The 20643-nt window shown below is 59.7% G+C and carries 23 protein-coding genes; 6 read left to right on the forward strand and 17 right to left on the reverse strand.

Annotation, left to right across the window (positions count from 1 at the left end; genetic code table 11):
* Positions 1-16 precede the first annotated feature (16 nt).
* The 3 genes from ACJ8J5_RS14660 to ACJ8J5_RS14670 are packed head-to-tail and all read right to left on the reverse strand — an operon-like array spanning position 17 to position 1041.
* A complete protein-coding gene (locus ACJ8J5_RS14660) occupies positions 17-313 on the reverse strand; it encodes a DUF4312 family protein (RefSeq protein ID WP_004937003.1) in 297 nt (98 codons plus the stop codon).
* Positions 313-678: a glycine-rich SFCGS family protein gene (locus tag ACJ8J5_RS14665; protein ID WP_004937000.1), complete on the reverse strand. Its 366-nt coding sequence runs from the start codon at positions 676-678 to the stop codon at positions 313-315. The genes ACJ8J5_RS14660 and ACJ8J5_RS14665 overlap by 1 nt, the downstream gene beginning before the upstream one ends.
* 36 nt (positions 679-714) lie before the next feature.
* Positions 715-1041 (reverse strand): glycine dehydrogenase, encoded by a 327-nt coding sequence (locus ACJ8J5_RS14670; protein ID WP_399613861.1) that lies wholly within the window; start codon positions 1039-1041, stop codon positions 715-717.
* Positions 1042-1485: 444 nt separating this feature from the next.
* Between ACJ8J5_RS14670 and rnk the strand changes: the two genes are divergently transcribed.
* Positions 1486-1896, forward strand: coding sequence for a nucleoside diphosphate kinase regulator (gene rnk / locus ACJ8J5_RS14675; RefSeq protein WP_004936993.1), 411 nt, complete (start codon positions 1486-1488; stop codon positions 1894-1896).
* Between the two features lie 37 nt (positions 1897-1933).
* Here the strand turns inward: rnk and ACJ8J5_RS14680 are convergent, their stop codons facing one another.
* Genes ACJ8J5_RS14680 through ACJ8J5_RS14690 form a run of 3 tightly spaced genes read right to left on the reverse strand, consistent with a single transcriptional unit; the run spans position 1934 to position 5047 of the window.
* A complete protein-coding gene (locus tag ACJ8J5_RS14680; protein ID WP_043141945.1) occupies positions 1934-2722 on the reverse strand; it encodes a sulfite exporter TauE/SafE family protein in 789 nt (262 codons plus the stop codon).
* Entirely contained in the window at positions 2715-3596 is an 882-nt protein-coding gene (locus tag ACJ8J5_RS14685) for a formyltransferase family protein (RefSeq protein WP_230489668.1), read from the reverse strand. The genes ACJ8J5_RS14680 and ACJ8J5_RS14685 overlap by 8 nt, the downstream gene beginning before the upstream one ends.
* Positions 3593-5047, reverse strand: coding sequence for an FAD/NAD(P)-binding protein (locus ACJ8J5_RS14690; RefSeq protein WP_334273862.1), 1455 nt, complete (start codon positions 5045-5047; stop codon positions 3593-3595). Before ACJ8J5_RS14690 ends, ACJ8J5_RS14685 begins: the two co-directional genes overlap by 4 nt.
* 283 nt (positions 5048-5330) lie before the next feature.
* Here ACJ8J5_RS14690 and ACJ8J5_RS14695 point away from each other — a divergent pair, with 283 nt between their 5' ends.
* Positions 5331-6113 (forward strand): AraC family transcriptional regulator, encoded by a 783-nt coding sequence (locus ACJ8J5_RS14695; protein ID WP_141972382.1) that lies wholly within the window; start codon positions 5331-5333, stop codon positions 6111-6113.
* Positions 6114-6117: 4 nt separating this feature from the next.
* Here the strand turns inward: ACJ8J5_RS14695 and cybC are convergent, their stop codons facing one another.
* Positions 6118-6504 (reverse strand): cytochrome b562, encoded by a 387-nt coding sequence (gene cybC / locus ACJ8J5_RS14700; RefSeq protein ID WP_308379484.1) that lies wholly within the window; start codon positions 6502-6504, stop codon positions 6118-6120.
* A 138-nt stretch (positions 6505-6642) separates the two neighbouring features.
* Positions 6643-7983, reverse strand: a complete 1341-nt coding sequence (pmbA, locus tag ACJ8J5_RS14705) for a metalloprotease PmbA (protein ID WP_025304390.1) — start codon at positions 7981-7983, stop codon at positions 6643-6645.
* A gap of 179 nt (positions 7984-8162) precedes the next feature.
* Between pmbA and yjgA the strand changes: the two genes are divergently transcribed.
* A complete protein-coding gene (yjgA, locus tag ACJ8J5_RS14710; protein WP_004936968.1) occupies positions 8163-8711 on the forward strand; it encodes a ribosome biogenesis factor YjgA in 549 nt (182 codons plus the stop codon).
* A gap of 30 nt (positions 8712-8741) precedes the next feature.
* Here yjgA and ACJ8J5_RS14715 read toward each other — a convergent pair whose 3' ends face one another.
* From ACJ8J5_RS14715 to aaeX, 5 genes are all read right to left on the reverse strand, one after another.
* The gene (locus ACJ8J5_RS14715; RefSeq protein ID WP_004936963.1) at positions 8742-9041 is read right to left on the reverse strand and encodes a barstar family protein; all 300 of its coding nucleotides are present in this window, start codon (positions 9039-9041) and stop codon (positions 8742-8744) included.
* A 5-nt stretch (positions 9042-9046) separates the two neighbouring features.
* Positions 9047-9514 carry a ribonuclease gene (locus tag ACJ8J5_RS14720; RefSeq protein ID WP_025304391.1) on the reverse strand — a complete coding sequence of 156 codons (468 nt, stop codon included), beginning with the start codon at positions 9512-9514 and terminating at the stop codon, positions 9047-9049.
* A 280-nt stretch (positions 9515-9794) separates the two neighbouring features.
* Positions 9795-11762, reverse strand: a complete 1968-nt coding sequence (gene aaeB / locus ACJ8J5_RS14725; protein WP_197769543.1) for a p-hydroxybenzoic acid efflux pump subunit AaeB — start codon at positions 11760-11762, stop codon at positions 9795-9797.
* On the reverse strand, positions 11762-12697 hold the full coding sequence (gene aaeA, locus ACJ8J5_RS14730) for a p-hydroxybenzoic acid efflux pump subunit AaeA (protein WP_033644462.1): 936 nt from the start codon (positions 12695-12697) through the stop codon (positions 11762-11764). The genes aaeB and aaeA overlap by 1 nt, the downstream gene beginning before the upstream one ends.
* 7 nt (positions 12698-12704) lie before the next feature.
* Positions 12705-12908 carry a p-hydroxybenzoic acid efflux pump operon protein AaeX gene (aaeX, locus tag ACJ8J5_RS14735; RefSeq protein WP_004936952.1) on the reverse strand — a complete coding sequence of 68 codons (204 nt, stop codon included), beginning with the start codon at positions 12906-12908 and terminating at the stop codon, positions 12705-12707.
* A 314-nt stretch (positions 12909-13222) separates the two neighbouring features.
* Between aaeX and aaeR the strand changes: the two genes are divergently transcribed.
* Positions 13223-14134 carry an HTH-type transcriptional activator AaeR gene (gene aaeR / locus ACJ8J5_RS14740; protein WP_004936950.1) on the forward strand — a complete coding sequence of 304 codons (912 nt, stop codon included), beginning with the start codon at positions 13223-13225 and terminating at the stop codon, positions 14132-14134.
* On the opposite strand, the gene ACJ8J5_RS14745 is transcribed toward aaeR, so the two are convergent.
* Both ACJ8J5_RS14745 and ACJ8J5_RS14750 read right to left on the reverse strand, forming a co-directional pair.
* Entirely contained in the window at positions 14125-14469 is a 345-nt protein-coding gene (locus ACJ8J5_RS14745) for a hypothetical protein (RefSeq protein ID WP_148123776.1), read from the reverse strand. The genes aaeR and ACJ8J5_RS14745 overlap by 10 nt on opposite strands.
* Positions 14466-14741 carry a double zinc ribbon domain-containing protein gene (locus ACJ8J5_RS14750; protein WP_334273863.1) on the reverse strand — a complete coding sequence of 92 codons (276 nt, stop codon included), beginning with the start codon at positions 14739-14741 and terminating at the stop codon, positions 14466-14468. The genes ACJ8J5_RS14745 and ACJ8J5_RS14750 overlap by 4 nt, the downstream gene beginning before the upstream one ends.
* 207 nt (positions 14742-14948) lie before the next feature.
* On the opposite strand from ACJ8J5_RS14750, the gene uriH reads away from it, so the two are divergent.
* Both uriH and ACJ8J5_RS14760 read left to right on the forward strand, forming a co-directional pair.
* Complete coding sequence (uriH, locus tag ACJ8J5_RS14755; RefSeq protein WP_060434673.1) at positions 14949-15890, forward strand: uridine-preferring nucleoside hydrolase UriH; 942 nt, start codon at positions 14949-14951, stop codon at positions 15888-15890.
* Positions 15891-16583: 693 nt separating this feature from the next.
* On the forward strand, positions 16584-18266 hold the full coding sequence (locus ACJ8J5_RS14760) for a PglL family O-oligosaccharyltransferase (RefSeq protein WP_414104542.1): 1683 nt from the start codon (positions 16584-16586) through the stop codon (positions 18264-18266).
* Between the two features lie 60 nt (positions 18267-18326).
* Here the strand turns inward: ACJ8J5_RS14760 and ACJ8J5_RS14765 are convergent, their stop codons facing one another.
* Both ACJ8J5_RS14765 and tldD read right to left on the reverse strand, forming a co-directional pair.
* Positions 18327-19076 (reverse strand): CDP-diacylglycerol diphosphatase, encoded by a 750-nt coding sequence (locus ACJ8J5_RS14765; protein WP_394948097.1) that lies wholly within the window; start codon positions 19074-19076, stop codon positions 18327-18329.
* Positions 19077-19196: 120 nt separating this feature from the next.
* Entirely contained in the window at positions 19197-20642 is a 1446-nt protein-coding gene (tldD, locus tag ACJ8J5_RS14770; protein WP_025304416.1) for a metalloprotease TldD, read from the reverse strand.
* Position 20643 lies beyond the last annotated feature (1 nt).

Raw genomic sequence — 20643 nt, forward strand, 5'->3', positions numbered from 1 at the left:
ATTTATGCTAACGTTTTTATTTCGTGACGAAGACAACCTTCTCGGTATTGATAATGGTTACGTTCACGGTTATTTCCAGAGAAACGGCATAGCTCTTTCTTTCACGCGGCAAAAAGAAGAAAAGAAATTTCTCTTTAGTTATTTTCTCTTCCGCTTTCACTACGCTGACGTCCTGCGGCTCGATACGCAGCAGAATATTGTTGGTGGACTTTAATACCGCACCCTGCACATTAGCCAAGGCGGAAGCAAAAGCTTTCGCTTTGCTGTCGCCTTTACCCTCCACCTTTACCGATGTGGTATATTGCTCTTTCATTATGGATTGCCATGTTTTTTGACGTAGGCTTCCACCAGTTTCTGGCCCAGCTCTTCCTTATCCATAAAGCCGAAACCCAGCACGTTGCAGCCTTCGTTAATTGCCGTCACGCCCTCTTCCACCGAACGCATGCCGTATTTGGCTTTGTAGCCGTATTTGGTTTGCGCGGTAATCGCGCCGGCGCCGCCGCTGCCGCAAAAAGAGATGCCCAGCTGCGCGTTTTCCGCTTTCATGACGTCGCCCAGTTTCATATCTGCCGCCACGCCGGGGATAACCACCGCTTTTCCGCCTGCGTTTTCAACGCCCTGGCCGACTTTTTGCCCTTTGCCCAAACGATCGCCGATCACTACGGTAATTTGACCCATGGTATATTCTCCTGATTGAAATCGATGCGTTAACCGCTATGCGTTATTATCTTTCGCCACTTCGAAGTGCACTGACAGTAAATAGGCTTCTTCAATAGGCAATGTGTCAAACTGATTCACCACACGCTCCGCCATTTGCATGGATTCGGCAGAGATTTCGTCGAACAATGATTTATCCACCTCCGGCAACGGCTCACCGGTTATTGAACGCAACACCATGGCGCGAATATGCGATTCCAGCATCTGTTGCTGCACCGCATTGGTATAAATATTCTCAGCATTCAGCATCGCGGTAATATCCACCAATACCCGAGCAGCGATCGCTCCGGCTTCGCTGACATCGGATTGTTCAATTTCTTTTATCGAAGCAGATCCATCATTCACTTTTCAGTACCCCTAGATCCTACATTAATCAGTAAGCCGTAAAGCGCATCACCTGAATAACCCGCTTTCTGTGATGTCTTTACCCTACCCCCGGTAGGATTTTCTGTGTAGACCGGTTTTTTCCAGTTTGAAGTGGAAATCGAATGACGCGCGGGGATCCATTTCGCAAAACGGCACCAAGGTGAAAAAGTCAATGAGATAACAAATAGATAACCGGGCTAACCGTTTCTTTTGCCACGATTGACGATAAAAGCCTTCGTGATCGGGATCTCTTTCTTTTCTCGCCCCAACCGCCTACTATCAATAGGACAAATCGACATTACCCACACCCCCGCTCCTCTGGCGCGGGGGTGTTGCTTTGTGTTGTTTTTCCGAATTTATGGGTGCACAGACTGGCACCCTTTGATTTGACTGGAGAGTGGAATGACCAAACCCATCATTACTATTAATGAGCTGGATGCGGAACGCCTGGATGCGCTATTGGAACAACCGGCCTTTGCCAACACCGACGTCGCCGCCGCGCTGAACGACGAGTTGGATCGCGCGGAAATCCTGCCGCCGGAGAAAATGCCGGCCAACGTGGTGACCATGAACAGCCGCGTGCGTTTTCGCGATCTGCACACCGATGAAGAGCACGTGCGTACGCTGGTTTACCCGGCATCGCTGAAAGACAGCCACGATCAGCTGTCGGTAATGGCGCCGCTGGGCGCAGCGCTGCTCGGCATGCACGTCGGCAAGCAGATCTCCTGGCAATTGCCGAACGGTGAAGAAGCGCGGATTGAAGTGCTGGAATTGCTGTACCAGCCGGAAGCGGCGGGCGAATACCACCGTTAAGCGGTTCTCAGGGCGGCATCCGGCCGCCCTTTCTGTCTCAGAGGCAGATAGCGATCAGCACGGCGATCAGCAGCAGCACGTAGATTTTGGCATGCAGCGCATCGCTCACCTTAGGCAAACAGCGCCTGGCAAACACGATCCCCGCAATCCCCGCGACCACCAACAACCCCAGAATGTTCAGATTGACGTAACCCAGATACTGCGGCCCGCTCATCTCGTGCCACCCCAACACGATATACATCAGCGCCCCGATCACCGCCACCGGGATCGACAGCGGGTTGGCGGCGCTGACGCAATATTTCATGTCGTAACCATGGCGACGCAGCAGCGGTACGGTCATCACGCTGCCGCCCACTCCCAGCAGGGTGGCGATGCCGCCGATCAGCGGCCCCCCGCCCCACAGCGTGACGGGGGACAGCTCGGCGCGCGCCGGTTTGATCAAAAAACCCCGGCGGAACAGACAGTCGGCGATGGTCACCGCCATATAGACCACAAACAGCCCGCGGATCACGCCGTCCGCCAGCAGCGAAGAGGCGAAAGCGCCCAGCGCCGCGCCGATGCCGATGAAAAAGATCAGCGGCACGATGGTTTCGCGCAGCAGGTTGCCGCTGCGCCAGTTAGTCAGCGTGGCGTAACTCGCGTTGAGGATCATCACCGCCGTCGAGGTCGCCACCGCGATATGCATCGCCTGGCCGGGCTGCTCGCCCGACACAGAGATCAGGTGATAGACGAAAGGCACCACCACAAAGCCGCCGCCGAAGCCGAACAGAATGGTGGTGATGCCGGTCAGAAAACCGGCACCCAGTACAATCAAGGTTTCAATCATGACCGTGCGCCCGCACGAAGTCGTCGAACCCGGCGCAGAACTGCCCCGCCAGCGGGTGGAAACGATCGCCGACGAACAACCCCAGATACTGCTCGCGCACGGCGTCATGGTCCACCAGCTCAATGCCCGCCTGTTCTGCCTGCGCCAGCGTCTGCGCGTCCGGGAAGCCCCAGTAGCGCGAATCGCCCTGCTTTTCCGCCGCTATCGCTTCGCTGTGCTCCGCCCGCATCAGCTGGCGCGCCAAAAAGGCGCCGCTCTGTACGCCCAACAGCATCATGTTTTCCAGGAACGACAGGTCGTGACGCAGCTCGGCGGGCAGACGGGCGATCACCGGGCCGGCGTCCCAGTGTTCATCCATTTCATGCAGCGTTACCGCGCAGTCCCTGTCACCGTTCATCATCGCGCGGAACAGCGTCATCACCCCGCGATAGCGCGGCAAATCTCCCGGGTGCAGGTTCCACAGCAGCTTGCCGCGTCGGCTGAAGGCGCGCACATAGTCGGCGGAGAATTTCTGATAACAGCGCAGGGAGATCACCCCATCCATATGCCCCAGGCTGCTGATAAACGCGGTGTCGTTGATGTCGAGAACGCGATGCGCTTTTACCCCGGCGGCGGCCAGGAACAGGGCCGGCGACTGATAGGCGCCGTCGCAGGCGGCGGCGTTGCGGCCCACGAACGGGAACACGAAATCGTTCAGCACTTCGCGCTCATACAGCCCCAGGCGGCGAACCGCCGGCTCCAGCGTGCGCCCGGCGCTCTTCGCCAAGGGGAAATACACCGTAAAGGCACACTCGTCCTTCAGAGCGGCGATCAGATCCTGACACACCAGCCAGGAGAAAATGTCGTTGCCGACAAAGAGCGCTACGTTTTTCATACTTCAGCCTTCTTTGCGTTGAAAATAGGGTTGTTAAACACGATCTTGCTGATATCCCGCGTGATGGATTCCATCGCCGAGGTGTAAAACAGGTCGCCCTTGGCGGGCGCGCCGAGCGAGTAGAGGTGCTGCTCACGGCCGCGTCGGTCGGCGATTTTCAGCGTGTGCGGGTTGCACTTCACGCCGCCGAACAGGTTCTCTTGCACCAACCCGTCTTGCAGCAGCTGATGGCTCAGGCGGTTGGGCGGCAGTTGATAGGAAGGCGTGGTGCAGTTGAACAGATACTGCGCATGCACCCGCGTCTCATGGCAACGGAGGGTAAACCCGTCCGCTCCCTTGCTGATATCCGCCAAGCCGCCGCAGGCGCGCAGGCGTTGGCTCTCCAGCGCCGCCACGATCTTGTTGGCGTTCTTGATCGGCATGGCGTGCCGATTGCGCATCCAGGAGGAGTTGTAAAAGCGCATGAAGACCTGCCGGTTGTTGGCATCCATCTTGACCCAGGCGGCGCACACCGCCGGGTGGATCGCCGCCAGATAGCTGCAGATATGCTCCCGGGCAAAACGCGCGCGATCGAGGCTGTCCGCCAGATCGCGATAGCAATCGCGCCTTTCCCCCAACGCCGAGAGCACCGTCAGCCGCTCCGCCCCCGGATAGTGGCGCGCCAGCGCGGCATTGATCGCATGCACCAGCTGATGCGCGTCAATGAAATCGCTGCCGGCGACATAGCGCCGCACCCCCTCCACAAACGCCTCCGGCGGCGGACGCATCAGCGCCGGCTGCACGCTGGGGAACAGGCCCGAGCGCGACAGGGCGCAGATGTCGGTCGCCCCCAGGCGCTCCATCAGCTCAACGATGGCATCGATCGCCGTCAGGCTGCAGCCGATTACGCCGATGCTCGAATAAGGGTTGATCGGCGGCAGATCCTGGTGGGCCTGATAAGCGATCACGCCATCCACCGGATAGAGACACTCCGGCGGGTTGTGCCCCGAACACAGCACTAGCGCATTCATCTGTTCGGCGCCGCCACAGGTGGTGGTCAGCCGGTAGCCGGCTTCTAGCGGCGCGATGGCATTCACTTCGGCGGTCACGAAATTCAGCGCGACGTTACTGTCCGCCGCCATATAAATCGTCATGTCGCGAATAAAGTCGAGATATTCCCGATACAGCCAGCGCGGCGGATAACGATCCTGGCAAAACTGCGGGAAATGCATGGCGATCCAATCAACGAAGTGCGTGTCGTCGAAAATATCCGCCGACATATTTTCCGGCGTCATATTTAATATATGGCTGTCAAAATCGCTGCTGTATGCCATTCCGCCCTTGAAGCCCTGCTTGTCGAACACCGTCAGGGAAAGCGGCCTTTTGCAATGATTAACCGACTTATTTTTTATAAAGTTATACGCAAAAGCGATCCCGGCGGCTCCGCCGCCAACCACACCGAACTTATACATGAAATATCACCTTATAGTCATTGAACTGCGCTAAGAACTATTGCTTCAGGTGTTGGAATAAAATGACGCTTTATTCCTTATTAACTTCTTGTATTGCGAGAACGAAAACCTTCGTCCCACCCCGGTGTGAAAACTTGCACGGGCTTTATGGCCGATAAAATAACGGCGCCGCGAACAAGCATTATTTTTCTGCCCCGATAGTAGGGCGGCGGCTGCTGGCTTGCTTTATATGAAGGGCCAACTATCATTGCGTTTCGGCCAATCTGCCCGCCAAAGGAAACACATGCGCAACGTCCGCATTGATGACATCGACCACGTAACGCGCACAGTGATCGCCATCGGCACCGATTATCCGCCGGGACACCTGCTGCCGATGCACAGCCACCGGCGCGCGCAGTTGCTGTACGGCGCCACCGGCGTCATGCACGTTTTCACGCAGCAAGGCAATTGGGTCGTCCCGCCGCAGCACGCGGTGTGGCTGCCGCCGCAGATGCCGCACGCGGTGAGGATGGTCGGCGTCACCACCCGCAGCCTGTACCTCGAACCCGGCGCGTTACCCGCCGAGCGGCCGCAGGTCTGCCAGGTGGTCAGCGTCACTCCGCTGATGCGTCAGCTGTTGATGGCGGCGGTGGATATGCCGCTGGAATATGAACAAGAGGGGCGCGACGGAGCGCTGGCGACGCTGCTGCTGCATGAGCTGGCTAGGCTGCAGCCTTTGCCGTTGCACATCCCGCTGCCCGCCGATCCTCGGCTGGGTGAGCTGTGCCACGCCTTTTTGCAGCACCCCGACGCCCACGACTCCGCGCAGCGGTGGGCGCCTCGTCTGTACATGAGCATTCGCACCTTCAGCCGCTTCTTTCGCGCGCAGACCGGCCTGCCGTTTTCGCAATGGCGCCAGCGCGCCTGCGTGGTGCTGGCGTTGGCGCTGCTGGCCGAAGGGCGCAGCGTAACGCAGGTGGCGATGGAGATGGGATATGACAGCAGCGCGGCGTTTTCAACCATGTTTCGCCGCGTGCTGGGGCAGGCACCCTCCTCCTATCTGACGGAAGATGGGCGCGACGGTTGACGAATTAGCGGAATTTCTTGTGGTTGGCGTCGCGGGTTTGCTTGAAGCCCTGCGCCAGCTGCTTCGCTTCGGCGACTTTGCCCTGACTGGCCAGCGCCAGCGCCTGATCGATTTGGCCGATCAGGGTATCCAACCCGCGGCGGAAATCTTTCATCTCCGGGCTGTCGGCGGCTTTGTCTTCCAGCTTCGGCGGAGTGCCCTGTTTGGCATCCTGCGCGGCGGCGCGCATGTTTTGCAGGCTCTGTTTGAGGGTAGCGGCGGAGTCGGTATTCAGCACCGTTTTATAGTTTTCCGCCAGGGTGTCCATATCGTCGCCCAGATCGGCGGCGGCCGCCAGCGAACTGGCTGCCAGCAGCGTCAACGCCGCCAGCGCTTTCAGGGTATTCTGCATGTTTGCTCACCTTCCAGTTATTGTTTTAATTAACCCACCGTTACCATAGGCAAGGCCGGGCAAAACCGAAACCGGAGATTTGTAAGCAAGGTTGAGACGGGATAACGCGCGACCGGCGGGTGCCGGCCGCGCAGAGGATCACTGACCGGCGATCTTCATTTCCGGCAGCAGCACCGAACCGCACTGGATATTACTGCGGGTTTCAATATCGCTGCCGACGCTGACGATGTTGCGCAGCATGTCTTTCAGGTTGCCGGCAATGGTGATCTCGCTGACCGGGTACTGGATCTCGCCATTTTCCACCCAGAAACCGGCGGCGCCGCGCGAGTAATCGCCGGTGACGCCGCTGACGCCCTGGCCCATCAACTCGGTGACCACCAGGCCGGTGCCAAGCTGTTTCAACATGCCGGCGAAGTCCGCGCCCTGCCCGGCAATGCGCCAGTTATGGATGCCGCCGGCATGGCCGGTGCTGTGCAGGCCCAGCTTGCGCGCCGAGTAGCTGGTCATCAACCAGGTCTGCAGCACGCCGTCCTTGATGATATCGCGCCGCTGGGTGCGCACGCCCTCGCTGTCGAACGGCGTTGACGCCAGCCCTTTCAGCAGGTGCGGATGCTCCTCGACGGTCAACCATTCCGGCAGGATCTGTTTGCCGAGCGAGTCCAGCAGGAAAGTGGATTTACGGTAGACGCTGCTGCCACTGATGGCGCCCACCAGATGGCCGAAAAGCCCGGTGGCCACTTCGGAGGCGAACAGCACCGGCGCCTTCATGGTCGACAGTTTGCGCGGCGCAAGACGCGCCAGCGTGCGGCGGGCGCACTCCTGCCCCACCCACTCGGGGCTGTGCAGATCGCCCATCGCACGGCCGATGGTGTAAGCGTAATCCCGCTCCATATCGCCGTCCTGCTCCGCAATGACGCAGCTGGACAGCGAGTGGCGGCTGGAACAGTAGCTTTGCAGCATGCCGTGGCTGTTGCCGAACACCTTGATGCCGTAGTGGCTGTTGAAGCTGCCGCCTTCGGTATTGGTAATGCGTTTGTCCGCCGCCAGCGAAGCCTGCTCGGCGCGCGCCGCCAGCTCGATGCCGCGCTCGGCGTCCAGCTCGGTCGGGTGGAACAGATCGAGATCCGGCGCCTCGAACGCCAGCAGATCTTTCTCCGCCGGGCCGGCGCAGGGATCTTCAGAGGTGTAGCGCGCGATGTCCAGCGCCGCCTGTACGGTGCGGGCGATGGCGTCCGGACTGAGATCGGTGGAAGAGGCGCTGCCTTTGCGTTGGCGGTGATACACGGTGATGCCCAGCGCGCCATCGCTGTTGAACTCGACGTTTTCCACCTCGCCGAAGCGAGTGCTGACGCTGATGCCGGTCGATTTGGTGACCGCCACTTCCGCCGCGTCGGAACCGGCGCGGGCCAGCTCCAGCGCCTGAGAAACGGCCTGTTCCAGCGCCTTGCGCTGTTCTGCAACTTGAGTGACTACTTTCATCAATCTGCCATAATTAATCAGAAAATCGTTGAGAAAAGTGCCGGAGCGGCGTAGTTGTGCACGCGGAGCGGCGCGCAAAAATCCTGAGATCTCTGCCGTTGAGTCTAACAGGAACCGCGTTGAATTTCGCATAAAGCCGGCAACCTGTTAGGATTAGCCTCTTTTTAACGGAGCCTACCATGAACAAACAGCCTGAAGACTGGCTCGACGATGTCCCGGAGAATGAAAACGAGGACGATGACGAGATTATCTGGGTCAGTAAAAGTGAAATTAAACGTGATGCCGAAGCGCTGAAAGACCTGGGGGCCGAAATGGTCGATCTGGGCAAAAACGCGCTGGATCGCATTCCGTTGGACGAAGATTTGCGCGCCGCCATCGAGCTGGCGCAGAAGATCAAGAAAGAGGGCCGTCGCCGTCAGCTGCAGCTGATCGGCAAGATGCTGCGCGCCCGCGATATCGAGCCGATTCAGACCGCGCTCGACAAGCTGAAAAACCGCCACAACCAGCAGGTTTCGCTGTTCCATAAGCTGGAAGCGCTGCGCGACCGCCTGGTGGAAGAAGGCGATGACGTCATTCCGTCGATCCTGGATCTGTATCCAGCAGCCGATCGTCAACAGCTGCGTTCACTGGTGCGCAACGCGCAGAAAGAGAAGGCCGCCAACAAGCCGCCTAAGGCTTACCGCCAGATCTTCCAATACCTGCGCGAGCTGGCCGAAGCGGCTGACTAAGCGCCGCCGCCGTCCCGGGATGAACCCGTTTCATCCCCGGTGATGCGCCGGTTCGCCGCTGCTTTCGCGGATATTGAAGCGCAGGCTGCCTTCCAGCTCTTCTTCCGCTTCTTCAAACAGCAGAATGATTGCGCCGAAACGACGCTTGCTGCGGGCATTGAGGTGGGTGAACTCGATTTCCACCGGCAGACCGATATCGCCGGTCACCACGTCCCACAGCGCGTCGAGGTTGGCGCCAAACCCCTCGTCCAGCGCAAACTTGTGCGCGAAATCGCGGTAGAAGGTTGGCACGTCCTGGATCTGCTCAAAATCAAACTCTACTTTTGCCATCAAACTCACTCCACACGAATGAAGTTTTTGTAATGGTCGCGCGTAACGAAGATCAGACCGTCGCTCGAATACAACAGGCGATCGGCGCCGCGCCGGCCACACTGGTAATTGATGTCCGCTTCGCGCCAGACCCGGCCGCCGGCGCTCGGCAGTTGCCCTTCACGGTTAGAGAATCGATCGCCGCCAATCGCCTTGCCCGGCAATACTGCACAGAGGTTGCCTGAACGCGGATCCCAGCCCTGCTCGCGCGCCTGCTTCTTGGTGACGTAATAGTCCGGCAGCCGCTGATGCTGCTGCAGGTAGCTCACCACCGTTTGCTGCTGCGTGAGCCGGTCGATGCTCTGCTGCTGGCCCGCCGGTGCCGGCACCCTCGCCGGATTGCCGTCGATCGCACGGTGCTCGTTGCCGCGCAGCGCGCTGAAGACGGCGATGACCACGGCGATGACAATCGCCAACAGAATCCGCTTGTTCATGACATTCCCTGAAATTATGCCGCCGAAGGCGCCGCAGCTCCCCCAGGCTAGTTAGGTATATAGTCGACCTGGATGAAACTAAGATGACCGGCACGTCACGTTTTCGCGGCGGTAAGCGTTTCATCCATTCATGACAATGATGCCACTTTCCAGCCGTTCTGGCACTCGGAGTCTCTCTGAAAACGGGCCGCCTCTTATGAGACGGCCCGCCAGATCGGGCACTGCTTTCAGTATAGTCAGGGAAGACGCCGCACAACGCGGCGCAACAGGAGGGAACGCATCAATCGATCAAGGCGTGACGATAGCGATGCAGCATATCGGCCAGGCGTTTCACGGGCCCGGTGACGCTGAGCGGTGCCTGATTGTCCACCAGCTTCTGCTGGTACTCGTTCATCTCACCCAGCAAGCGATCGTAGTAATAGGCGCGCTTGACGTCGTTCTTGGCGGAGACCACCCGATCGGCGGTGCTGCGGATCTGGCGGTGGAAGGCCGACAGCTCTTCGCTGGCCGGAATTTCCGCTCGCTGCATGCGCTGGTGGGCGATGATCAGGTTCAGCGCCAGACGATACTTGGCGATGTCGTTCGGGAACATCATCAGCAGCTGATTAAGCTGCTGATACAGCGCAGGCAGGTGGTTTTGCCGACGGCGCGCCGCCTTGGTGGTCAGCGCCGACACCGCGCTGCTGACGAACTGGTTGAGCAACGTGCGGCCGGTGCGTTCGCGCGAATTATCGCGGATCAGCAGCAGCACCATCAGCCCAACGCAGCTGCCGAGGAACTGGCCCAGCGCCCCATCGAGAAACTGGGTCACGTTGAACTCCATCGGGTTGCTCAGCACCAGAATGTTGATGGTCCCCGCCAGCAGCCCCAGCGAACCGAGCCGCCGCTTCTGCACCTCGATGCCGATGAAAAACGCCAGCAGGCCGAGGCTGAGACACAGCAGCAAAATGCTCTGCTGGGTCGCCGGCAGGATCACCATGAAGAACAGGGAACCGACCGGGATCGCCGCCAGCATGCCCAGCACGAAATCCATCGCCACCATGCGCGGCGCCGGGGTGCGCATCGCCAGCGAGGTGATCACCGCGATGATCACCATAAAACCGCTGCCGGACGTCCAGCCGGTCCACAGCCACAGCAGGCTGCCGAAGGCCGTCGCCACAAAGGTACGCAAGCCGTTGATCATCGCGTGATGCCCTTCCGCCGAGGTCGGTTTGACCACGGTTTCGTTGCTCAGCACCCCTTCTTCCACCGCGCTGATGCTGCAGTTGGCGTGCACGCCTTTCGACAGCAACAGGTAGCGCGTCGCCGCGCCGACCCAGCCGGTGATGGTCGGCAGCGTTTCCTCGGAACGATGCGTGGTCAGCACCTGGCGCAACAGCTTCATGCGCTTGTGGATCTCCTGCGGGGTTTCCGCCGGGACCATCAGTTGCTCCCGCAGGCTGTCTTTCAGTGCCTCCGGGTGATTCAACAAGATCAGATAGGTTTCGCAGGCCTGGGTGATCAGCGTCAGCGACAGGGTATGCAGCGCCTTCACCCGTCGATTGACCTTCTGCCAGCGCGAGGACTCCATCATCAGGTTGTTGCGCATGCCGTCCAGGGCCGTGGTGCTCTTGACCAGATTGCTCCAGGCGCGATCGATCTCTTCTTTATCGGCGTTGCTGATGCACATCTGCATCAGGCGGTATTGAGCCACCAGCAGCTGATCCACCGCCCGATCGATGTCCTGTTTGATCGAACGCGGCGAGAACAGCAGATCCGCCAACACGGCGCTGACGATCCCCAGCACGATCTCGCTGCAACGCTCGATGGCGAACTGCGGCGCTTCCAGCAGATGAGACTCGCTGGTAGCGACCGTCACGATGATGATCAGCGCGGTATATCCGGCCAGCCCCCAGGCATAGGAGTTCTCCACCTTGATGAGTGAAGAAAGCCAGGTGCAGAAACCGGCCCAGATGCAGCACAGCAACAGCATCACCACCGGCGCGCGGGCGGTGGTGATGATAATGATCAGGCCGACGAAGCAGCCGATAAAGGTGCCGATGATACGCAGCCAGCCGCGGTGGCGGATGGCGCCGGAGAAGGGTTCACCGCCGGCGGCAAAGGCCGGGCCGGCGGCGACGATGGCGGCGGTCATCGCCGACCAGCGCGGGGTTTCCAGATTGAGATGGAAGCCGACGAACAGCGCAAACACAATCGCGAAGCTGAGTTTGAAGGCGAATCTCAGCCGGATAAAGGTTGGGCTGCTCATTAGCCGAACTCACGCAGCCGGTGCATCAGGCGCACAAAAGGTGAGCCGCTGTCGGCATTGCGATCGTTTTTGCCAACGATCACCACGGTGGCAGTGGTGCCGGCCGGGTACGGATGCTGTTGATCCTTGGCGTCCAGCAGGATTTTCACCGGCACGCGCTGCGCCAGGCGTACCCACTCCAGGTTGCTGTCGATCGAGGCCAACCCTTTGTTGTTCACCGTGCTGCTGCTGTTGTTCACCGCCGCCGCCACGCTGTCGACGGTGCCGTGCATGATGCGGTTACTGCCGAGCGGAGTGATCTCCGCGCGATCGCCCTTATTCAGGCCGTTCAGCTTGGTCTCTTCCAGGTACGCCAGGATGTAGAAGGAATCTTTCTTCACCAGCGCCACCGCCACCGACCCACGGGTGATGTATTCACCGGCGTGTACGTTGAGGTTGGTGATCCAGCCATCGGCCGGGGCGCGCACCGTGGTGCGCTCCAGATCCAGCTGCGCCAGCTCGCGCGCCGCAATGGCCTTCGCCAGCTGGTGCTGCACGGTCTGCAGCGAGTTGTTCGACTGGTCAATCTCTTCCTGCGACATCGCCTGCACGCCCAACTTCACGCGGCGGCCGGCCTCACGCCGTTTCTCCGCCGCCAACGTCTGATAGTAGGCGACGTCGGCGCCGGCTTCCGCCAAGGCCTGCTCATAACGCGGCCGATCGACCACGAACAGCACCTGACCTTTTTTCACCAGCTGGTTGTCCACCACCGGCACGTCGGTCAGCAGGCCGCTGACGTCCGGCGCGATCGCCACCACGTCGGCGGTGAACTTGGCATCACGCGTCCACGGCGACTCGGTGTAGAACACCCAGGCCTTGAATACCGCGGCAATGCCCAGCAGCACAAGAATCAAAGTGATCGCGATTCGGGTTATTTTTATCGAAAAATTTTTCACAGCGACCTCAAACAAAAAGACACGAAATCAGATAAAACAAGCAGCAATACAGCGCGGTATTAAACAGCGCCGGATGCCAGACAAAATCGTAAATCCCCGTCGGCTGCAGCAGGCGGCGCAAGAGAAAAAATAGCGCCAGCGACACCAGCAGCTCGAAAAACACCGGCGGAAACGACAGTCCGAAGATGACCATAACCGGAAGCAAACTCATCACTTTTTCCTTATTGTTCACTGCGCCGGGGAAAGACACATCTCGCCATTCACATTCTCTTTACATTTTAGCGTGCGCGCGCCACAAATCTTGACCAGACAGCTTGTCCAGGTCACGAACCCGAAAAAAGGTTAAACTTTGGGGCAGACGTCCACGACAGGGATTGCGAGGGTGCCGGAGGAGCGGCAGGATTACGTCGCCGATCGCTCTCGCACGTTGGTAAGGTCTATTCACCCGACCACGTTATATTAGCCTGCTTACTATCAAGGCATCAACAATCTGTGATCTAAATCACTTTTAAGCCAGAGTGAATAATGGAAAGATTAAAACGGATGTCGGTATTCGCCAAAGTGGTTGAGTTCGGGTCGTTTACCGCGGCCGCGCGCCAACTCGACATGAGCGTTTCATCGATCAGCCAAACCGTCTCGAAACTGGAAAATGAGCTGCAGGTCAAGCTGTTGAACCGCAGCACGCGCAGCATCGGCCTGACCGAGGCCGGCAAAATCTACTATCAGGGCTGCCGACGCATGCTGCAGGAAGTCAGCGAAGTGCATGAGCAACTGTATGCGTTTAACAATACGCCCGCCGGTACGCTGCGTATCGGCAGCTCATCCACCATGGCGCAAAACGTGCTGGCGAACATGACCGCCGAGATGATGAAAGAGTATCCGGGTCTGACGGTCAACCTGGTGACCGGCATTCCTGCGCCGGACCTGATCACCGACGGATTGGATCTGGTGATCCGCACCGGCGCGCTGCAGGACTCCAGCCTGTTCTCCCGCCGCCTGGGGCAGATGCCGATGGTGGTGTGCGCCGCCAAAAGCTACCTCAGCCAGCACGGCACGCCGCAGAAGCCGAGCGACATGGTCAACTTTTCCTGGCTGGAGTACAGCGTGCGGCCCGACAGCGAATTTGAACTGATGTCGCCGGAGGGCATCACCACGCGCATTTCCCCGCAGGGGCGCTTCGTCACCAACGATTCCTCCACCATGATCCGTTGGCTGAAAAACGGCGCCGGCATCGCCTACGCCCCGCTGATGTGGGTGATCGAAGAGATCAAACGCGGCGAGATCGAGATCCTGTTCAAAAGCTACCATTCGGATCCGCGGCCGATCTACGCGCTCTATACCGAGAAGGACAAACTGCCGCTGAAGGTGCAGGTGTGCATCAATTATTTAACCGACTATTTCGAACGCGTGGCGGCGGTCTATCAGGGCTATCGCTGAGCGCCGCTCAAATAACGGTGCGCCAGCGTGCCCAGCAGCACCAGCGCCAGCATGCCGAGGCCCCATAGCAGCCAGACGGCGTAGCCCGCCCAGGTCAGCAGCAGAGGAAAATAGCTCGCCAGCCCGCTGGCCAGCTGTTTCAGCCACGGTAGCCAGACGTCCAACACCGCCTGCGGCACCAGGTTCAGCGCACCGTTCACCGGCAACGATGCTTTCCCGGCTGCCTCCGCCAACGACGGGAGCCAGGCCAGCACCCCGGCGACGCCCCAGGCCAGCAGCGTCCACAGCACCATGGCGCCCAGCAGCAGCGCGAGTGTCCAACCGCCCCGGTTCACGGCACACCGCCGCCGCACTGCGGACAAAAGCAGCTCCCCGGCGGCAGCGGCGCGGCACACTGTCCGCAGGTGGCGCTCGCCGCGGCAAACGGCTGACCGCAGCGGTGGCAATAACGGGCGCCCGATTTATTCACGGCCCGGCATTCCGGACACTGCGGCCCCGGCTCGCCATGCTGGTTATAGCGGTTGCCATGATGCCCACCGCCGTGGCTCGCACGCTGATGACCGCCGTTAATACCGCCTTGCCCCAACAACCGTTTCAGTAAGCTCATCCCGCCTCTCCTCTGTGCATTGACGCTGAACCTCACTGTAAACCCTGGAGTAAACTCCAGGGTAAAGCCCGACGAGCAGGATTTACGTTTCATTACATCGTAAAAGTGGCAAGGCTTTGATGCCGTTAACAAAAGCACCATCGGCATTATCCCACGCCACCGCGCTGCGTTATGCTGCGGAAACCTCTCCCTGCATCAGGAATAACCATGAAAAAAATCATACTGGACTGTGACCCGGGGCATGACGACGCCATCGCCCTGTTGCTGGCCTGGGGCAATCCGCAGATCGACCTACTGGCGGTCACCACCGTGGTGGGTAACCAAACGCTGGACAAAGTGACGCGCAACGCGCTGGCGGTGGCCCGCATCGCCAATATCACCGGCGTGCCCTTCGCCGCCGGCTGCCCGCGCCCGCTGGTGCGCAATATCGAAGTGGCGCCCGACATTCACGGCGATTCCGGCCTCGATGGCCCGGTGCTGCCGGAACCCCACCTGCAGCTGGACTCGCGCCACGCGGTGGATCTGATCATCGATACCGTGATGGCCCACCCGCCCGGCAGCGTGACGCTGGTGCCTACCGGCGGCCTGACCAATATCGCCATGGCGGTGCGTAAAGAGCCGCGCATTGCCGAGCGGGTCAAGGAAGTGGTGCTGATGGGCGGCGGCTACCATGTGGGCAACTGGAGCGCGGTGGCGGAGTTCAATATCAAAATCGATCCCGAAGCGGCGCACATTGTATTTAACGAAAAATGGCCGCTGACCATGGTCGGGCTGGATCTCACTCACCAGGCTTTGGCCACGCCGGCAGTCTGCGAACGCATCGCCGCCCTAGGCACCCGGCCGGCCGCCTTCGTCGGCGAACTGCTGGCATTCTTTGGCCGTATGTACCGGCAGGCGCAGGGCTTCAGTGCCCCGCCGGTGCACGATCCTTGCGCGGTGGCCTATGTGATCGATCCGAGCGTCATGTCGGTGCGCAAAGCGCCGGTGGATATCGAGTTGACCGGCACCCTGACGTTGGGCATGACGGTCGCGGACTTCCGCGCGCCGCCGCCGCCGGACTGCCACACCCAGGTCGCGGTCAAACTGGATCAGGATAAATTCTGGGATCTGGTGGTGGATGCGCTGGAACGGATCGGCGACGTGGAGTAAGCGCACAAGAGACGAGACTAACGCGCTTGGGCAGGCGCGTTAGTCTGTATTCTGCCGCGGCAACGGGGAGGCTCAAGTCATAACTGCTTTTATTTCCAATGCAGCAGAACAATCCTAATAATAAATCATTTCATGAAAATTTAAAAAAACAGATAAAGACAAGAAGAATCCTAATAAAAATAATAAAATGAAAATCACATTGAATTTAAAAATCAGCAATGAGAAACGATGAGGTAAATTTCCGCCGTCGCGCCGACACTGACGACATCAATTAAAAAAGCAGATACCTCTTTTATTCTTCACAGGGCCTGCCAATATAGGCCATTGCCGGGATACTCCACGATATTCACGCACGCAAGAATCACAATCAACCATTTGATTTCAATTGATAAAAACAAGAATTAGATTATGAATTGACTGAATCACAATAGATTTGAGAAAATGACGCGTCTGTTTTGCAAACAACAAACATACCTTTTGCGGGTGAAAAATACGGCTTAACCTTTCTTTGGGTACACAGCCTCGCGCATTCTCAGGGCAAACATTATTTATCGCTTCACCATAAAGACGGTTTAAATTTTCCGTGAGACATTTGCGAATTGAACATTACACGCATTTCAATATCAGGACAAAGGAAAGGGAATAATAAAAACATGCATTCAATAAACGCTATCAGGCCATGGCAGGTTAACCATGGCCGATAAATCTTCCGCTAACGCAGCGACCATCGCCGTGCTGCCCCTGCTGCTGATCTGGATGACGGTGATCCTGCCGATTTATTACCCCAATATGGGCGGCGACGGTCTGGCGCTGCCGCAAAACATTCTGGCCTGGGCCGTCATGGCGCTCACCACGCTGATAGTGACGTTCACCGTTTGCCTTGGCCGTACCCGTCTTTCGCTGACCCCCACCGCACGCCTGTTGCTGCTCGGCATCGCCGTGCTGGCGCTGCCGCTGCTGTATACTCGCTCCGAGTGGCGCGAAGACGCCCTGTGGCGCTGCGCCGGTCTGCTCGGTGGTTGGCTTTTCTATGTCGCCTGCCTGCAGCTGCGCCTAACCCCCAGGCAGCGCAACCTGTTGCTGTACGGTCTGCTGTTCGCCGTCGGCGTTCAGGCACTGCTGGCGGCTCTGCAACTGTTCGCCCCCACGCTGGCTTGGGTATCCCCTAACGGCAGCCGGGTCTACGGCGTCTTTCAGCAACCGAACGTGCTGGGCAGCTTTATCGCCACCGGGTTGGCTTTGGCGCTCTGGCAGCTGCTGGCTCCCCTCTCTGCGCCAACGCGGCGGCGGCAAATCCCGCTGCTCGCGCTGCTGGCCGCTTTCTCAGCCCTGCTGGTGCTGATCCAGTCGCGCGCCGCCTGGTTGGGGGCCGCATTGGCGGCGCTGCTACTGCTGTGGCGCTTTGCCCGCCACCGCACGCTCGAAAGCCGCTGGGCGGGTGGCGCGCTGCTGCTGGGCGCCGCGATCGGTCTGACGGTGCTGTTCACCGGCTTTGGCCTGGATGGCCGCGCAGGTCTCATCGCACGCGAAGGTTCTAATTATTCACGTCTGACCATGCTGCAAGACACCGTCGCCATGATTTTCGCCAAACCGCTGCTGGGCTGGGGCTATGGCGGCTTTGAATACAGCTTCGCGCACTTCCGCCTGCAGACAATGCCCTGGCGAGAAGTGCTGGAAGTCGCCGGGCATCCGCACAATGAAATCCTGCTGTGGTGGGTTGAGGGCGGCCTGCCGGCGCTGGCAGGTATCGCTATCGTCATCGTCGCCGGCGCGCTGCTGCTGAAACGCGCCTGGCAACGGGATCGCGAAGCGCCGGCCGGTGCGCGCGTCGGGCTGTTTCTGGTGCTGCTGCCAATGTTGATACACACCCAACTGGAATACCCTTTCTATCTGTCTGCGCCGCATTGGCTGGCGTTTCTGCTGCTGCTGGCACTGTTGGACGGCCAAACCGGCGCCCCACGCCCGCTGCCGTTAGCCAAAGCCCTGAGTCTGCCTGTAGCAATGGCGGCGCTCGGCGTGTTAGTGATGGCGGTCTTCGCCTGGCAAGGGCGCATGGCGCTCACCCAATCGGAGCGCACGATGCTGGCCACCATCGACAGCATCGAGCAGATGCCGCCGCCGGCCGCCTGGATCTATCGGGAGCGCAAAACGTTCGACGAGCAATCTCACGCGCTGCTGGTCTATAACCAAACGCGCGATGATGCCCTGTTGACCGGCTATCGGCAGTGGGCCAATGCCTATCTGCAGCGCCGTATCGACGCCAACGTCTACGCCACGCTGATCATGATCTTGCGCTATCAGGGGGATCAGGCACAAGCCGAGGCTCGCCTGCGGGAAGCCGCTTTTCTGTTTTCTCGGGATGCGCGGTTCAGGTAGGGACAACAAGGTGAGAGCGAGACCTCGTCGCTCTCACCTGTGTCATTTTATGTAGCAAAATCAACGCGGCAATATCGCGCACTCTTTATCCAGCAGCGACTCTACCGACGCGCGGTTGCCAACGTCCCAGCCGCGCTTCGAGGCCAGCAAGATAAAACCCCGTTGGCCGGCAAACGTGGTGGGCACTAACGCCACGCCATATTCCGCCAGCTGCGGCGGCGACAGATGGAAATAATCCGCCAGATCCTTAATCGGGTAAATGCCCATCGCGGTTGGCTGCATCACGCGTCGGGCATAGTAAGTGTGGCGCAACAGCTTATCCGGCAAAGGCCGCCATTGTTCCTGTATGTAGGGGCGTTCCGCCTGCAATTGACGCCGAACATCTTCGCGCAGACAGGTCAGGTGAATATGCAATTGGTTCTGGCTACGGCCGTAAGCGGAGTTGATCGCCATGCCCAACATATCATCCGGCACCGGCCCGCCATACTCGGCGGCCAACCGGTAACGCATCAGCCATGCATAGCCAAAATAGTCCGTCCGTTCCCCGGCCAGCAGCTGCGGGCTTTCAATACCGGAGAGCGGCGCCGTCGGCACCAGGATGAAGTGATAGGGATAACGCGGGTTTTGCAGCACGCTGAAGCCTTGCGCTTTCCCCTGCGGCATATAAATCTGCTCACACGGGGCCGGATCGCGCTTTTGCTGATAGTTGGCCATGCAGAGCTTATCGACCACGCCCCACAGCGCATCGGAACGGGCGCACCCCGTCAAGGAGAGAACCCCCAGCACCAGCAGCCAACGCCGGGTAGACACACCAAAGCACGCCATCGTCATCTTTCTCGGCATCATCGCCGCACAGCACTCTTTGCGCGAGCGAGAGAAAACTCAAAATGGGGAATGAACAAGGGGCCAATGCGGCCCCTTGAGGAAAAATTACGCCGTGCCGCCGACGGTCAGCGTGTCCAGTTTCAGCGTCGGTTGGCCGACGCCCACCGGCACACTCTGGCCTTCCTTGCCGCACACACCCACGCCTTTATCAAGCGCCAGATCGTTGCCGACCATCGAAATCTGCTGCATCGCCTCGATGCCGGAGCCGATCAGCGTCGCCCCCTTCACCGGCTTGGTGATACGCCCTTTCTCGATCAGATAGGCTTCGGTGGTGGAGAACACGAACTTGCCGGAGGTGATGTCCACCTGGCCGCCGCCAAAGTTCGGCGCGTACAGGCCGTACTCGACGCTGGCGATGATCTCTTCCGGCGTCGATTGGCCCGCCAGCATGTAGGTGTTGGTCATGCGCGGCATCGGCAGATGCGCATAGGACTCGCGGCGGCCGTTGCCGGTCGGGGCGACGCCCATCAGCCGCGCGTTGAGCTTGTCCTGCATGTAGCCTTTCAGCACGCCGTTTTCGATCAGTACGTTGTACTGGCCCGGCACGCCTTCGTCGTCGATCGCCAGCGAGCCGCGGCGCCCTTGCAGGGTGCCGTCATCCACCACGGTGCACAGCTCGGACGCCACCAGCTCGCCCATATGGCCGCTGAACACCGAGGTGCCGCGCCGGTTGAAGTCGCCTTCCAGGCCGTGGCCCACCGCCTCGTGCAGCAGCACGCCTGGCCAGCCGGCCCCCAGCACCACCGGCATATTGCCGGCCGGCGCCGCCACTGCGCCAAGATTGACCAGCGCCATGCGCACCGCCTCTTGGGCATAGATATCGGCGCGCACCTCGCCGTCGACGGCTTCCAGGAAGTAGTCATAGCCGAAACGGCCGCCGCCGCCGCTGGAGCCGCGCTCACGCTTGCCGTCCTGCTCCACCAGCACGCTGACGGAAAGGCGCACCAGCGGGCGAACGTCCGCTGCCAGCGTGCCGTCGGTGGCGGCTACCAGCACCTGCTCGTAAACGCCGGTGATGCTGGCGTTCACTTCCTGCACCCGCGCATCGGCGGCGCGCGCCACCTTGTCGACGCGGTGCAGCAGAGCGATTTTCTCTTCGCGCGGCAGGCTTTGCAACGGATCGAGCAGCGGGTACAGCGCCTGATAACCGATTTCGCCCAGAGTATGCGCCCGCCCGTCGCCCTGCTCGCGCACGATGCTGCGCGCCGCCTGGGCGCTTTGCTGCAGCGCATTCAGGGTGATCTGATCGGCATAGGCGAAGCCGGTCTTCTCGCCGCTGACGGCGCGCACGCCGACGCCCTGATCGATATTGTAAGAGCCATCCTTGATGATGCCGTCCTCGATCACCCAGGCTTCGTGATAGCTGGACTGGAAATAGAGATCGGCATAGTCGATACGGCGTTCTGCCAGTTGACCCAATACCCTGTACAGGTCTTGATGACTCAGCTTGTTGGTAGCGAGTAACTGCTCACTGACAAACGTCAGGCTCATA

The organism is Serratia sp. CY43202 (assembly GCF_052168755.1).
Lineage (GTDB): Bacteria > Pseudomonadota > Gammaproteobacteria > Enterobacterales > Enterobacteriaceae > Serratia > Serratia bockelmannii.